15 protein-coding genes are annotated in these 14,710 nt (G+C 67.5%); 13 read left to right on the plus strand and 2 right to left on the minus strand.

The features are described from left to right. The first annotated feature begins 174 nt into the window (after positions 1-174). The 13 genes from ABD104_RS28770 (at position 175) to ABD104_RS28830 (ending at position 11,951) form a co-directional block, all read left to right on the plus strand. Entirely contained in the window at positions 175-1,023 is an 849-nt protein-coding gene (locus ABD104_RS28770) for a Bug family tripartite tricarboxylate transporter substrate binding protein (RefSeq protein WP_343928744.1), read from the plus strand. 118 nt (positions 1,024-1,141) lie between these two features. After that, the gene (locus tag ABD104_RS28775; protein ID WP_425543363.1) at positions 1,142-2,263 is read left to right on the plus strand and encodes a cupin domain-containing protein; all 1,122 of its coding nucleotides are present in this window, start codon (positions 1,142-1,144) and stop codon (positions 2,261-2,263) included. Positions 2,264-2,352: 89 nt separating this feature from the next. After that, the gene (locus ABD104_RS28780; RefSeq protein WP_343928746.1) at positions 2,353-3,264 is read left to right on the plus strand and encodes a fumarylacetoacetate hydrolase family protein; all 912 of its coding nucleotides are present in this window, start codon (positions 2,353-2,355) and stop codon (positions 3,262-3,264) included. A 64-nt stretch (positions 3,265-3,328) separates the two neighbouring features. Continuing rightward, positions 3,329-4,495, plus strand: coding sequence for an ABC transporter substrate-binding protein (locus ABD104_RS28785; RefSeq protein WP_132980684.1), 1,167 nt, complete (start codon positions 3,329-3,331; stop codon positions 4,493-4,495). A gap of 2 nt (positions 4,496-4,497) precedes the next feature. Continuing rightward, positions 4,498-5,403, plus strand: a complete 906-nt coding sequence (locus tag ABD104_RS28790) for a branched-chain amino acid ABC transporter permease (protein WP_087836572.1) — start codon at positions 4,498-4,500, stop codon at positions 5,401-5,403. A 5-nt stretch (positions 5,404-5,408) separates the two neighbouring features. Further along, entirely contained in the window at positions 5,409-6,425 is a 1,017-nt protein-coding gene (locus ABD104_RS28795; protein WP_343928747.1) for a branched-chain amino acid ABC transporter permease, read from the plus strand. Further along, positions 6,418-7,185 carry an ABC transporter ATP-binding protein gene (locus tag ABD104_RS28800; RefSeq protein ID WP_343928748.1) on the plus strand — a complete coding sequence of 256 codons (768 nt, stop codon included), beginning with the start codon at positions 6,418-6,420 and terminating at the stop codon, positions 7,183-7,185. The genes ABD104_RS28795 and ABD104_RS28800 overlap by 8 nt, the downstream gene beginning before the upstream one ends. Next, positions 7,179-7,877: an ABC transporter ATP-binding protein gene (locus ABD104_RS28805; protein ID WP_132980686.1), complete on the plus strand. Its 699-nt coding sequence runs from the start codon at positions 7,179-7,181 to the stop codon at positions 7,875-7,877. The genes ABD104_RS28800 and ABD104_RS28805 overlap by 7 nt, the downstream gene beginning before the upstream one ends. A gap of 20 nt (positions 7,878-7,897) precedes the next feature. Then, entirely contained in the window at positions 7,898-8,926 is a 1,029-nt protein-coding gene (locus ABD104_RS28810) for a carbon-nitrogen hydrolase family protein (RefSeq protein ID WP_087836568.1), read from the plus strand. Between the two features lie 4 nt (positions 8,927-8,930). Further along, complete coding sequence (locus ABD104_RS28815) at positions 8,931-9,707, plus strand: maleate cis-trans isomerase family protein (RefSeq protein WP_087836567.1); 777 nt, start codon at positions 8,931-8,933, stop codon at positions 9,705-9,707. A gap of 45 nt (positions 9,708-9,752) precedes the next feature. Next, the gene (locus ABD104_RS28820) at positions 9,753-10,532 is read left to right on the plus strand and encodes a GntR family transcriptional regulator (RefSeq protein ID WP_343928749.1); all 780 of its coding nucleotides are present in this window, start codon (positions 9,753-9,755) and stop codon (positions 10,530-10,532) included. Continuing rightward, the gene (locus tag ABD104_RS28825) at positions 10,513-11,394 is read left to right on the plus strand and encodes an alpha/beta hydrolase (RefSeq protein ID WP_343928750.1); all 882 of its coding nucleotides are present in this window, start codon (positions 10,513-10,515) and stop codon (positions 11,392-11,394) included. The genes ABD104_RS28820 and ABD104_RS28825 overlap by 20 nt, the downstream gene beginning before the upstream one ends. 62 nt (positions 11,395-11,456) lie before the next feature. Further along, positions 11,457-11,951, plus strand: coding sequence for a MarR family winged helix-turn-helix transcriptional regulator (locus tag ABD104_RS28830; RefSeq protein WP_279820701.1), 495 nt, complete (start codon positions 11,457-11,459; stop codon positions 11,949-11,951). Positions 11,952-11,957: 6 nt separating this feature from the next. Here ABD104_RS28830 and ABD104_RS28835 read toward each other — a convergent pair whose 3' ends face one another. Next, a complete protein-coding gene (locus ABD104_RS28835; protein ID WP_343928751.1) occupies positions 11,958-13,361 on the minus strand; it encodes an MFS transporter in 1,404 nt (467 codons plus the stop codon). A 60-nt stretch (positions 13,362-13,421) separates the two neighbouring features. Then, entirely contained in the window at positions 13,422-14,540 is a 1,119-nt protein-coding gene (locus ABD104_RS28840; RefSeq protein WP_279820705.1) for an FAD-dependent oxidoreductase, read from the minus strand. Between the last annotated feature and the right edge of the window lie 170 nt (positions 14,541-14,710).

Consider the following 14,710-nt stretch of genomic DNA (forward strand, 5'->3'; position numbering starts at 1 on the left):
CAATGCTCTATCTGCTTGAATTGGGCTTCGCTGATTTCCATCACCGAAGTATCTCTTAATTTTCATGATTAACACCATTAGTGTTAACACGACCTAGTCCTTTCGGCCAACGCGGCCGCGAGCGACTTTCCTTCCAAGCCCATACGGGTGGTGATCCCCTTTCCGCCCGGAGGCGTGGTCGATACGATCATCCGCTCGATCGGGCCAGGCCTGGCCAGGGAACTTGGCCAACCGGTCATCGTGGACAACAGGCCGGGCGGCGGCGCCCAGATCGCCGCGTCGGCGATCAAGCAGTCGCCGGCGGATGGATATACCGTGTTTGCCGGAGAAATGGGAGCGCTGGCGATCAATCCCACGCTCTATAAGAACATTTCGTACAACCCGGCGACCGACTTCGAACCTGTGGCGGCCTTGCTCAAGGCGCCCCTCGTGCTGTATGGCAACCCTGCAGGGAAGATCCGTTCGGAGCAGACACTGCGCAGCGCCCTGGCGGGCAGTACCGATGTCAACTATGCGTCGATGGGACCCGGCACGGGTCCGCACATCCTGGGACACCTGCTTTCCAGAAACAATCCGCGCGCACGCCTGACCCATATCCCGTACAAAGGCGCTCCGGCAGCAACGATGGCGGTCTTGAGCAATGAAGTGGACATTAATTTCGATGCCGTCCCGACAGTGCTGAACCTGTATCGTGCCAGCAAGGTCGTTCCGCTAGGGATCGCCGCCGACAAGCGCAGCCCGTTCTTTCCCGATGTTCCGACCATGGCGGAGCTGGGCCAGCCCGGTGTCGTGATGGATATCTGGGTGGGGGTCGAGGTGAAACGGGGTACGCCGCCTGCCGTCGTGGCGAAACTGGCGAACGCCTTCAACAAGGCCATGGACGACCCCGGTGTGCTGTCGAAGTTCACCGAGCTGGGCTACGACCGCTTCCACATGTCCCGCGAAGACTTCGGTCAATTCATCAAGACGGAGATCGACCGCTATCGGCCCATCATCATCGAGTCGGGAGCATCGGTCGAATGACGGCGCTGGATCGGGTGCTTCTCCAGGTAAACCCTAATGGCCTATCTCTTGTGAGAGATAGAGGGAGGAGGGTAGTATTTCGAAAAGATAAAATCTTTTATAAAAAATGGAGTCCGTCATGGCGCGACACGATGCGTATCGGGAAGAGGTAATCGGCAGGGCCAACGTGGGTGATACGCCCGAGCTGGTCGCGTACTACGAGGAACTCGCCAAGTACGAGACCGGCGCGCTGTGGACCGTGGCCAACAAGATCGAGCCGTGGCAACCCAAGTCGGAATCGGTGCCGGTGGTCTGGCGCTACCGCGACCTGCGCGAGCACGTACTGCGCTCGGTGGACCTGGTCACGCCGGAGCAGGCCGGCCGCCGCGTCATCTACCTGAACAACCCCGGCCGGCGCGAGGTGTCGGCGGCCGTGGGCTGGCTGTATTCGGGCCTGCAGGTCATGCACCCGGGCGAGGTCGCCTCGGCCCACTGCCATTCATCCAGCGCGCTGCGCTTCATCATGGAAGGGCGGGGCGCCTACACCATCGTCGACGGGCACAAGATGACCCTGGGCGCGAACGACTTCGTGCTGACGCCCAACGGCACCTGGCACGAGCACGGCGTCAGCGAGGAAGGCACGCCCTGCATCTGGCAGGACGGGCTGGATATTCCGCTGGTCAACGCGCTGGAAGCCGGCTTCTACGCCGTGCACCCGGACCTGAATCAGGCCGTGACCCACCCGGTGGACGATTCCACCGCCGCCTGGGGCGGCGTGGCGCTGCGGCCCTATGGCGAGACCTGGAACAAGCCGTATTCGCCGCTGTTCAAGTACGAGTGGGAACCGACTTACGAGGCCTTGCGGCGCTACGCCGCGACCACCGACGGCAGCCCGTACGACGGCGTGCTGATGAACTACACCAACCCCGCCACCGGTGGTCCGGTCATGGCGACCATGGGCGCCAGCATGCAGATGCTGCGGCCCGGCGAAAAGACCAAGGCCCACCGGCACACGGGCAGCTTCCTCTACCAGGTGGCCAAGGGCAAGGGCTATTCCATCATCAACGGCCGCCGCTACGACTGGCAGGAGCGCGACATTTTCTGCGTGCCGTCCTGGGCTTTCCACGAGCACGCCAACGCGTCGGACAGCGACGACGCCTGCCTGTTCTGCTTCAACGACCTGCCGGTCATGCATGCGCTCAAGCTCTACCGCGAGGAAGCGCTGGCGGAAAACGATGGCCACCAACCGCTGATCGGCTAGTCCCCACCTGATTCGATGCTTGTCATACACCGCGGGTCCGGCCCGCGGCGGGATTCTTGTCGCCTCGCGCGACCCTATGGAGAACAGAAATGCGTCTTGTGACCTACCGCACCACCGTTGCCGAACAAGCCCGCCTGGGGGCGGTGGTGGGCGACCGCGTGGTGGACCTGGCCCGTCTGGGGGCCGTGGCCGGCGTGCCGCTGCCCGACGACATGCTGGCCTTCATCGACCTCGGTCCGGACGCGGTACGGTCGGCCACCGAGCTGTTGAAGGCCCACGAAGGCAAGTGGCCGGTGGGCACGGCGATCCCGGCCGGGAACGCCCGCCTGCTGGCGCCCATCCCGCGGCCGCGCAAGAACATCTTCGGCATCGGTCTGAACTATGTCGAGCACGTGGAAGAGTCCAGCCGCACGCTGGACACCTCGAAGGACCTGCCCACCAAGCCGGTCATCTTCTCGAAGCCGCCCACCAGCGTGATCGGTCCGGGCGAAGCCATCGAGCACAACGGCAACATCACCCAGCAGCTCGATTGGGAGGTGGAGCTGGCGGTGATCATGGGGCGGCGCACGCACCGAGTGGCCGAGGCCGACGCGCTGGACTACGTGTTCGGCTACAGCGTGATGATCGACATCAGCGCGCGCGACTGCCGCCGCGCCGGGCAGTGGATCTATTCCAAGGGCCAGGACACCTACGGTCCCTTCGGCCCCTGCATCGTGACCGCCGATGAAATCCCCGATCCGCACGTGCTGGACCTGTCGCTGACCGTCAACGGCGTGACCAAGCAAAGCTCGAACACCCGCCACATGCTGTTCAAGGTGCCGCACCTGATCGCCGACATCAGCGCCGCCATAACCATGGAGGCGGGCGACATCATCGCCACCGGCACGCCCGAGGGCGTGGGCGCCGGCCGCACGCCGCAGGAGTGGCTGTGGCCGGGCGACGTGGTCGAGGCCCACGTCGAGAAGATCGGCTCGCTGCGCCATCCGGTGGTGGCCGTCTAGGGTCCAAGCCCCGCGCCCGCGCGGGTTCATTCCAGCTGTTGCAGTACATCCATAGGGAACAACAATGGTCAGGAACATGATCCGGGGCGGACTGTGCGCGCTCCTTCTCGCGGGTGCCGGCGCGGCGCAAGCCCAGGCGCCGGTGAAGATCGGCTTCATCACCACGCTGTCGACGCCCGCCGGCTACATCGGCGAGGACGAGCGCGATGGCTTCAACCTGGCGATCAAGCAGGGCGGTGGCAAGCTGGGCGGCGTGCCGGTGGAGCTGGTGGTCGAGGACGACGCCTTGAAGCCGGCCAATGCCAAGCAGGCCGCGGACCGCATGCTGCAATCGGGCATCAAGCTGTTCACCGGCGTGAATTTCTCGAATGTGCTGGCGGCCGTGGCGCCGGGCGTGCTGCGCGACGGCGCCTATTACGTGAGCCTGAACCCCGGCCCTTCGACCTTTGCCGGCGAGAAGTGCGACAAGAACTATTTTGTCGCCTCGTACCAGAACGATGCCTATCACTCGGCGGGTGGCCATGCCGCGAACGAGCTGGGCTACAAGCGCGTGGTGCTGCTGGCGCCCAACTACCAGGCGGGCCGCGACGCGCTGGCCGGTTTCAAGCGCACCTACAAGGGCGAAGTGGTGGCCGAGATCTATACCAAGCTCGACCAGTCGGACTTCTCGGTGGAAATGGCGCGCGTGCGGTCGCTGGCGCCGGATGCGGTCTACCAGTTCCACCCGGGCGGCGCGGGCATCAATTTCGCCAAGCAATACGCCAACTCGGGCCTGAACAAGACCGTGCCGATGCTGATGCCGGCCTTCTCGATGGATGGCCGCATGCTGGCGGCCTCGGGCGCCTCGGCCGAAGGCTTCTATACCGTGGGGATGTGGTCGACCGAGATGGACAATCCGCAAAGCCGCGCCTTCGTGAAGGCCTTCACCGACGCCTACGGCCGCAAGCCTACCGACTACGGCATGCAGGCCTATGACACGGCGCTGCTGATCGGCTCGGCGCTGAAGGCGGTCAACGGCGACCTTTCCAAGGGCGATGCCTTCCGCGCCGCGCTGCTCAAGGGCGACTTCCCGACGCTGCGGGGCAAGTTCCGCTTCAACCACAACCAGCATCCCATCCAGGACTACTACTTGATGCGGATCGAACGTAGCGGCAACGAGTTCGTGCCGAAGGTCGTGCGCAAGGTAGTCAGCGACGACCAGGACGCCTACGCCGGCCAGTGCAAGCTCTGACCATGGCCCTGCTCTTCGAACAACTGTTGAACGGCCTGCAGTTCGGCGCCATGCTCTTCATGCTGGCGTCGGGCCTGACCCTGATCTTCGGCATCATGGGGGTCATCAACCTGACCCACGGGTCGTTCTACATGGTCGGAGCCTATTGCGGCGCGTTCGCGCTCGGGCACACCAACTCGTTCGCCGCCGGCGTGGTGGCCGCCCTGGCCGGCGCCGCGCTGTACGGGCTGCTGGTGGAGTTCGCGGTGATCCGGCGCCTGTACAAACGCGACCACCTGTACCAGGTGCTGGCGACCTTCGGGCTGATCCTGTTCACCAACGAGGCGGTCAGCATGATCTTCGGGCGCCAGCCGCCCATGGTCGAGATCCCCGCCTTCCTGGACGGCACGGTGCCGCTGGCGCCGGGCTTCCGCTACCCGCTGATGCGCCTGGCCTTCATCGTGGTGGGCGCGCTGGTGGCGCTGGGGCTGTGGTTCCTGATCAACCGGACGCGCGTGGGCATGCTGGTGCGCGCCGGAGCCGACGACCGCGAGATGGTGGACGCGCTGGGCATCGACATCCAGAAGCTCTACAGCGTGGTATTCGGGCTGGGTGCGCTGTTGTGCGGCCTGGCTGGGGTGATGGCGGCGCCGCTGCTGGCGGTGGAAATCGGCATGGGCGAGCGCGTGCTGATCACCACCTTCGTGGTCATCGTGATCGGTGGCGTGGGATCGGTGCGCGGGGCGATGGCCGGTGCGCTGCTGGTCGGCATGGTGGACAGCCTGGGCCGCGCCTATTTCCCGCAACTGCTGGGCGCGATGCTGTCGCCCGAGGTGGCCGACATGCTGGCGGCCGGGCTGGTGTCGGCCAGTGTCTACGTGCTGATGGCGCTGGTGCTTATCTTCCGACCGAAGGGACTCCTGGGATGAACCGGATGAGTGGAATCGCGGTACCCGGGCGCGGCACGGCGGGCCTGTTCACGCAATGGAATCGCCGGGCCGTGTTCGGCTGGGTGGGCCTGTTGCTGCTGGCCCTCGTGCCGGTGGCTTCGCACGCCACCGATACGCCCTATCTGATCAACGCGATGACGCGTTTCGTCATCTACGGGCTGGCGGCGGTCAGCCTGGACCTGGTGCTGGGCTACGGCGCGCTGATCAGTTTCGGCCACGCCATGTTCTTCGGCCTGGGCGGCTACGTGGTGGCCATCATCACCTTCCATGCGGTAGAGGCCGGGCCGCTGTTCGGCTGGGCCGGCAGCACGCAGGCGCTGGTCGTCTGGCCCATCGCGCTGGCATGCTGCGCGCTGCTGGGCTGGGTGGTGGGCTACCTGGCGCTGCGGACCAGCGGGGTGCAGTTCATCATGATCACGCTGGCCTTCGGGCAGATGGTGTATTTCATCCTGGTGTCGCTGCAGGTGTACGGCGGCGACGACGGCCTGATGATGTCGCAGCGCAGCCGGCTGCCGGGCATCGACCTGGCGGACCCGGTCAGCTTCTATTACTTCAGCCTGGCCGTGCTGGCGCTGTGGACCGTCTTCTGCGTGAAGCTGGTCAACTCGCGCTACGGCATGGTGCTGCAGGCGCTGCGCCAGAGCGAGCGGCGCGCGGTCAACCTGGGCGTGGCACCCATGCCGTACCGGCTCAGCGCCTTCGTGATCTCGGCCGTGGGCACCGGCATGGCCGGCATCCTGTGGGCCAACTACGCCGAGCTGGTCACGCCCGACATGGCGGCGTGGACCAAGTCGGGCGAATTGATGGCCATCGTCATCCTGGGCGGCGTGGGCACGCTGCTGGGGCCTATCGCGGGCGCCGGGGTGTTCCTGGGCCTGGAGCAGGCCTTGTCGGCCTGGACCGAGCACTGGATGTTCATCATGGGTCCCATCCTGGTGCTGGTGGTGCTGGCCGGCAAGCATGGGCTCTTCGGCCACTGGCTAGGGAAGCGCCATGGATAGCGCGGTCATGGAAGAGGTGTTGCTGGACGTGCGGGGCCTGCGCAAGTCGTTCGGCGCGGTGGCGGCCACGCAGGACGTGGACCTGACCGTGCGCGCGGGCGAGATCCATGCGCTGATCGGTCCCAACGGCGCGGGCAAGTCCACGCTGATCACGCAGATCTGCGGCGAGATCCGGCCCGATGCGGGCCAGATCCACCTTGCCGGGCGCGACGTGACGGCGATGCCGGCCTACGAGCGGGCGCGGCGCGGCCTGGGGCGGTCGTTCCAGATCACCCAGCTGTGCCTGGAGTACACCGCCATCGAGAACGTCATGCTGTCGCTGACCGTGGGCCCGCGCACGATCTTCTCGATCTGGTCCGATCCCCGGCGCGACGCGAAGCTGGCCGGGCGCGCGCAATCGTGGCTGGAGCGCGTGGGCCTGGCCGACCGCGCCGACGTGCCGGCGGCCGACATGGCCCATGGCGAGCGGCGCCAGCTCGAATTGGCGGTGGCGCTGGCGCGCGAGCCGCGCCTGCTGCTGCTGGACGAGCCCATGGCCGGCATGGGGCCGGAGGAATCGGCGCGGATGACGCGGCTGCTGGCCGGCATGCGCGAGCGTTATGGCATCCTGCTGGTGGAGCACGACATGGACGCGGTGTTCGCCCTGGCCGACCGCATCAGCGTGCTGGTCTACGGCAAGCTCATATTCACCGGCAACTGCGACGAGGTGCGCCAGCATCCCGAGGTGCGCAGCGCCTATCTGGGAGACGCGGCATGCTGAGCGTGGACGGCATCCGGGCGGGATACGGATCGAGCGAGGTGCTGTTCGGCCTGTCGTTCGAGGCCAGGCAGGGCGAGGTCGTGTCCCTGATCGGCCGCAACGGCATGGGCAAGACCACCACCGTGCGCACGCTGATGGGCATGCTGCCCGCGCGTGCCGGCCGCGTCGCCATACAGGGCCGGGACCTCGCCAACCAGGCGCCGCACACGGTGGCGCGGCTGGGCGTGGGCCTGGTGCCCGAGGGGCGGCGGGTGTTCGGCTCGCTCACGGTGGAGGAAAACCTGGTGGCCACGCGCCGCGCCGGCCGCGGCGCCTCGGGCTGGGACCTGCCTCGCATCTACCAGCTCTTTCCCCGGCTGGGCGAGCGGCGCCGCCAGTCGTCGCGCACGCTGTCGGGCGGCGAGCAGCAGATGCTGGCCATCGGCCGCGCGCTGATGACCAACCCGCTGCTGCTGGTGCTGGACGAGGCCACCGAGGGGCTGGCGCCCATCATTCGCCAGGAGATCTGGCGCTGCCTGGACGTGCTCAAGCGCGAAGGGCTGACCATCGTGGTGATAGACAAGAACCTGGCCGAGATGCGCACGCTGGTCGACCGCCACCATATCGTCGAGAAGGGGCGGGTGGTATGGGCGGGCACGCCGGACGAACTGTCGGGCCAGCCTGAACTGGCCCAGCGCTATCTGGGACTCTGATCGAGGACGCAAGGAACATCATGTTGAATCTCCCCCGTTTCAAGGCCGCGGCCGTGCAGGCCGCTCCGGTCTTCCTGGACACCGACGCCACCGTGGAAAAGGTGTGCGCGCTGATCGAGGAGGCCGCCGGCAACGGCGCCTCGCTGGTGGCCTTTCCCGAGGTGTTCGTGGCAGGCTATCCATACTGGAACTGGATCATGACGCCCATCGAGGGCAGCCCGTGGTTCGAGAAGCTGTGCCGCAGCGCCATCGAGATCCCCGGTCCCGAGATCCGGCGCATCGCCGCCGCCGCGCAGGCATGCAAGGTGCACGTGGTGGTGGGCGTGAACGAGCGGGCCGCGCACGGCCTGGGCACGATCTACAACACGCTGGTCACCATCGGCCCCGACGGCAAGCTGCTGGGCCGCCACCGCAAGCTGGTGCCGACCTGGGCCGAGAAGCTGACCTGGGCCAATGGCGACGGCTCCTCCCTGCGCGTGCACGACACGGCCATCGGCCGGCTGGGCGCGCTGGCCTGCGGCGAGAACACCAACACGCTGGCGCGTTTCTCGCTGCTGGCGCAAGGCGAACTGGTGCACGTGGCCAGCTACATCTCGCTGCCGGTGGCGCCGGCCGACTACGACATGGCCGAGGCCATACGCGTGCGCGCGGCCGCCCACAGCTTCGAAGGCAAGGTCTACACGGTGGTGTCGTGCTCCACCATCTCGGAAGAGATCGTCGAGGCCATGGCGGCCTCCCATCCGCACACGCGCGACCTCCTGCGCCGCTCGAACAGCGCGTTCTCCGGCATCCTGGGCCCGGACGGCCGCGTCATCGGCGAACCGCTGATCGACCGCGAAGGCATCGTCTACGCCGACGTGGACCTGTCGCGCTGCATCCAGCCGCGCCAGATGCACGACATCATCGGTCACTACAACCGTTTCGACGTGTTCGACCTGCGCGTGAACCGGCGCACCCAGCAGCCCGCGCAGTTCCTGGACGATCCCGATCCGCTGCCGGACCAGTCCGTCGACGCCGCGCCGCCATCCCCGACTTCCCCCGAGGCCTGACCCAATGACCGCCATTCCGACCCGCGCCGCCGGCGCGCCCATCAAGATCGGCCAGATCGTTCCGTCGTCCAACACCACGATGGAAACCGAGATTCCCGCCATGTTCCGCGCCCGCGAAGCCGTGGCGCCCGAACGCTTCACCTTCCATTCCAGCCGCATGCGCATGAAGAAGGTGACCAAGGAAGAGCTGGAGGCCATGGACCACGACAGCGACCGCTGCGCGATCGAGCTGTCGGACGCGCGCGTGGACGTGCTGGGCTACGCCTGCCTGGTGGCCATCATGAGCATGGGCAAGGGGTACCACCGCGTGTCCGAGGAGCGCCTGACCCGCCGCACCGAAGAGAACGGCGCGCCGGCGCCGGTGGTGACCAGCGCCGGCGCGCTGGTCGACGGCCTGCACGCCATGGGCGCGAAACGCGTATCGGTGGTCTGCCCCTACATGAAGCCGCTCACGAAGCTGGTCGTGGAATACATCGAAAGCGAGGGCATCGAGGTCAAGGACTACGTCGCGCTGGAGATCCCGGACAACCTGCAGGTGGCGGCCCAGGACCCGGCGCGCCTGGTCGAGATCTACAAGCGCCTGGACCGGGGCAACATCGACGCCCTGGTGCTGTCGGCCTGCGTGCAGATGCAATCGCTGCCCTCGATCCAGAAGGTGCAGGACGAATCGGGCATCCCCACGGTCTCGGCGGCGGTGGCCACTTCGTGGCAGATGATGCGCAAACTGGGACTGTCCACGAGCGTGCCCGGCTGCGGCGAATTATTATCTGGGAAGTTCTGAATCCGCCGCCCCCGCGCGGGGCGGGCCTTGCCCAGGAGAAGCGAGTTGAAACCACGAGTGAAGGCAGCCCGACAGGAGTCCGGCGTGCCTTACGATGCGCCGGACGGCGAGGTCGAGGAGATTACCCTGGCCGAGCAGGTCTACCGCTCGCTGCGGCGCGATCTCATCTCGGGGGACATCGAGCCTGGGCAATCCCTGCGCCTGGAGTTCCTGAAACAGCGCTACGGCATCAGCTTCTCGCCCATCCGCGAGGCGCTGAACCGCCTGCAGAGCGAACGCATGGTCGTATCGACCGCCTCGCGCGGCTTCCGGGTCGCCCCGTTCTCGCGCGAGGAAATGTGGGACGCAGCCGAGACCCGCATCCTGATCGACTGCGAGGCCATGCGCCGGTCGCTCAAGAACGGCGACGATGTCTGGGAAACCCGCCTGGTGGCGGCCTACCACGCGCTCAATCTGGCTGCCCGGCGGGTCCACGACATGCCGGCGCCCGACGACGAGGCCAGCGAGATGCTGGAACAGCGCCACCTGGATTTCCACCGCGCGCTGATCGCGGCCTGTGGCTCGCGCTGGTTGATGGAGCTGTCGCTGCAGATGTACACGCAAACCGAACGCTACCGGCGCCCCACGCTGCGCGGCCGCTCCGGATGGGGCGACGTGGGCCGCGACGTCGGCCGCGAGCACCAGGACCTGATGAATGCCGCGCTGGCGCGCGACAGCAAGCGCGCCGTCGCGCTGCTGGCCGAGCACTACCGCAAGACGGTGGCGCTGATCGAACGCTTCACTCCCTTCAAGGACATCGCCTCGCATGACTCCCAGGAAGCCTGACCTGCTGTTCGCCGACCTGGCGCAGCGCGCCGTGCAGTACAACGCCCGCGCCTCGGTGCCCGACTTCGACGCCTGCGTGCGCGAGTACGCCGAGCTGGCCGAGGCGGCACGCGACCGCTGCGCCGCGGTATGCGACCTGCACTACGGCATGGGCGCGGCCGAACGCCTGGACATCTTCCTGCCGGCTGCGGCGCACCGGCCGGCGCCCGTGTTCGTGTTCATCCATGGCGGCTACTGGCGTTCGCAGACCAAGGAAGACGCACCCATCATGGCGCCCGTGTTCAACGCTGCCGGCGTGGCCGTGGTGCCGGTCGAATACACGCTGCTGCCCGAGGGCACGCTGGCCGAGACGGTGCGCGAGGTGCGTTCGGCCGTGGCCTGGATCTACCATCATGCCGACCGCTACGGACTGGACCGCGATCGCATTTACGTGGGCGGCAGCTCGGCGGGCGGGCACCTGGCCGGCATGCTGGCCGCCACCGGCTGGCAGGACAAATACCGCGTGCCCGACGACGTGATCAAGGGCGTGCTGGCGCTGAGCGGCCTGTTCGACCTGCGGCCGCTGTGCGACATCAACGTCAATGAATGGCTGCGGCTGTATCCCGACCAGGCCGAGCGCCTGAGCCCGATGTTCTCGCTGCCGCGCCGCGGGCTGCCGGTGGTCACCGCGGTGGGCGGGCTGGAGACCGACGGCTTCAAGCACCAGACCGCCGCCTACGAGGACGCGTGCCGCGAAGCCGGGGTGGAGGTCACGCGGGTGGAGGCGACCCACTGCAACCACTTCAACCTGTTGTGCGAGCTGGCGAAGGCGGACAGCCCGCTTACGCGCGCGACGCTGGAGATGATCGGGCGCGGCACCTGACCCCAGGGTTCCGTGGCGCGGGGGGCGCTTATATAATCAGCCGCTTCCGGGCCCGAGCCACCATGAACCAGTCCTCCCCTTCGTCCCGTTCGCCGCTCGCCATGCCGGCCCAGGCCGAAGGCTACCTGCCGCACGCCCTGAGCCGGCTCATGAACGGGCTGAACGCGCGCCTGATGAAGGCCCTGCGGCCCACCGACCTGACCATCCAGCAATTCCGCGTGATGCAGTTCCTGCGCTGGGTGGACGTGGCCTCGATCAGCGAGATCTGCAAGGGCACCGTCATCGAGCAATCGGTGGTCAGCCGCATCGTCGACCAGCTCCAGCAGCGCGGCTTCGCCTCGCGCAGCCGCAGCGCCGCCAGCGGCCGGGTGGTCGAGGTCAAGCTGACGGCGGTGGGCGTGGCGGTGTATGACGCGCTCGATCCGCAGGCGCGCAAGATCGTCGAAGCCACGACCTCGGTGCTGGACCCGGCCGAGCAGCGGCAGCTGCATGGCTTGCTGGGCCGGTTGTTCGAGCAGGTGCAGAAGCTGGAGCAGGACGACGGCGAGCAGGCCTGACCGCCGTCAGGCGTGCAACTGCTCGAGCACCTTGCCGCGCGTCTCGATACCCAGCCAGGCCACAGCCAGCGCCGTCAGCAGCGGCACCGCGCCCAGCACGTAGAACGCCAGGTCCATGCTGCCCTTGGCCATCAGCGCGGCCACGATCATGGGCGCGATCATGGCCGAGAGCTTCACCCAGGTCCCGCCCAGTCCGCATCCCAGCGCGCGGATGCTGGTGGGATACATCTCGGGCGTGTAGACGTAGGAAATGATGAAGCCGCAGGCCAGGAAGCCCCAGGCCAGCGAGCACAGCGTCGCCACGACATAGATGCTCTGCCCGGACAGCGCGCCGGCCAGGCCCAGCGTGACGGCGCACAGCAGGAAGGCGGCGACGATGACGGGCTTGCGGCCGAACCTGTCCACGGTCAGCGCCGCCACCAAAGAGCCCGCCACGCCCAGTGCGGATGCGCCCAGCGACAGGTTCAACGCCTGTTGCAGCGGCACCTTGTACACCGTCTGGTAGATGGTGGGCAGCCAGGTCGACAGGCCATACTGGATGAAGCCGCACGAGGACCATAGCAGCGCCACGACGACGTTGCGGCTCAGGTAGGCCCGGCTGAACAGGTCGCGCACCGTGCGGCGGGGATGCGACGCGAGCATGGCGTCGTAGCGGTGCGCGTCCTGCGGCTCGGCCAACGCCACGCGCGCGCTGGACTCGAAGCGCGCCAGCGCGGTATCGGCATCGGCCAGCCGGCCCTTCTCGGCCAGCCAGCGGGGCGACTCGGGAATCACGCGCGGCAGCAGGAACATCAGGACGACAGGCACGCCGCCGAGGTAGTACATGATCTCCCAGCCGTGGCGCGGCACCAGCCAAGCGCCCAGGGCGGCCGAGGCCAGCAGGCCGATGGGGTAGATGATCTCGTACAGCAAGACGAAGCGGCCGCGGTTGCCGGCGCGCGTGATCTCGTTGATGTAGGTGGCGGCCACCGGCAGTTCGCCGCCCAGGCCTATGCCTTGTATCACCCGCAGCAGCAGGAAGATCTCGAACGAGGGCGCGAAGCCGCAGGCGATGCTGGTGATGCCGATGATGCCCGAGCTGTAGGCGATGGCGCGCACCCGGCCGTGGCGCTGTGCGTACAGGGGAAAGAGGAAGGTGCCGATCAGTTGGCCGACCGCCGCCGCCGCGATCAGCAGGCCGATCTGCGTGGAACTCAGGCCCCATTGCCTGATCAGCAGCGGCAGCGTGGTGGCGATCGCGATGGCGTCGAAGCCGTCGAAGAAGGTGGCCATGCCCACCAGCAGCCGGGCGCGTATCTGCATGCCGCTCGCGGTCAGGCGTTCGATGCGCGCGATGATGGTGCCGCTGGTCAGGAGCGGCGCGCGCCGGCCGTCGGCCTCGGCGCTCAGGGAAAGATCGGAAACACCCATGAGTATCCCCCGTCGGGTTGATCGTGAATGGCAGGAAGGCAGGCGGCGCGGGGCCGGGTCTCAGGTTCCGGTGGGGGAGTGGTGGGCGGTGCGCATGCGCTGCTCCAGCAGCCAGTGCGAGCGGCCGGCCAGGTTGAACGTGAACGACCGCAGCCGTTCCGGCCACCTGCCCACCGCGCCGTAGAGGCGCGAGACGCGCTGCGTGTGTTCGGTCAGCGGCCGTTCGCGCGCCTCCCAGCGCCGCAGCGCGCTGCCCAGGTCGGGGTCCTGGTCCACCGCCACGGCCAGGCCCAGCGCGTTCATCATGGCGCAGCCGCCGCCCTGGCCCAGGTTGGGGGCCTGCGCATGGGCGGCGTCGCCCACCACCGCCACCCGGCCCGACGACCACGTGCGCAGGTGGATGGTCTCGAACGGATCCCAGCGTCCCAGCGTGCCGATGCGTTCGAGCAAGGGCCGCAGGTGGGGGAACGAGGCGCCCCAGGTGCGCGCATCCAGCGGCAGGGCTTGGCCGGCGGTGTCGTCCAGCAGCGTCGTCAACGCCAGGTACAGCCATGGCTTGCCGCAGGGCACGTACAGCAGCCGGCGCTTGCCGGACCAGTGCTCGACGATCTCGTCGGCGGAATCGACGGCGTCGCCGCGCCGGGGCATCAGCACGCGGATCGCGCCGTCGCCTATGGTGACGCGCGACTTGAGCAGGCCCAGCGCATCGCGGATGCGCGAATTCACGCCATCGGCCGCCACGACGAGGTCGGCGGTGGCGCGCTCGCCGCTGGCCAGCGTCAGTTCGCCGCGCGGCGTGGCCGACACCACCTCGGAATTCATGACGATCTCGGCGCCGGCGCGCCGCGCCGCCTGGGCCACCGCTTCCAGCAACTGCTGCCGCACCACGGTGTAGACCCTGCCGTCCTGGCTGGTGTTCAGACGCGCCAGCAGCCTGCCCCGGGCGTCGCGGGTCTCGCGCGCCGGCGCCTGGTGCCCGCCCGCCACGGCTTCGTCGTAGGCGCCGATGGCGCGCAGCACCTTCAGGCCGTTCTCGAAGATGAAGATGCCGGCGCCCGCGGTGCGCAGGCTGCCCGCCCGCTCATGCACGCGCACCGACCAGCCGCGCTGCGCCAGCGCGGCCGCCGCGGTCAGGCCGGCGAAGCCGGCTCCGGAGATTTCTGCGTGACGCCTTGCCATCTGCTGACTCCTGGGGGCGAGCGGTTCTCGCCATGACGGCTAAGTTAGACCCTTTGTTTTATATATGCAATTACATTTAAATGATTTCATGATTAGGATAAACACCAAGTAGATTTGGTGTAGAAGTAATTCTCAATATAAATGTAGTTGCATATATAAGCTGCGTGAGC

Source organism: Pigmentiphaga daeguensis (genome assembly GCF_039523035.1).
Lineage (GTDB): Bacteria > Pseudomonadota > Gammaproteobacteria > Burkholderiales > Burkholderiaceae_B > Pigmentiphaga > Pigmentiphaga daeguensis.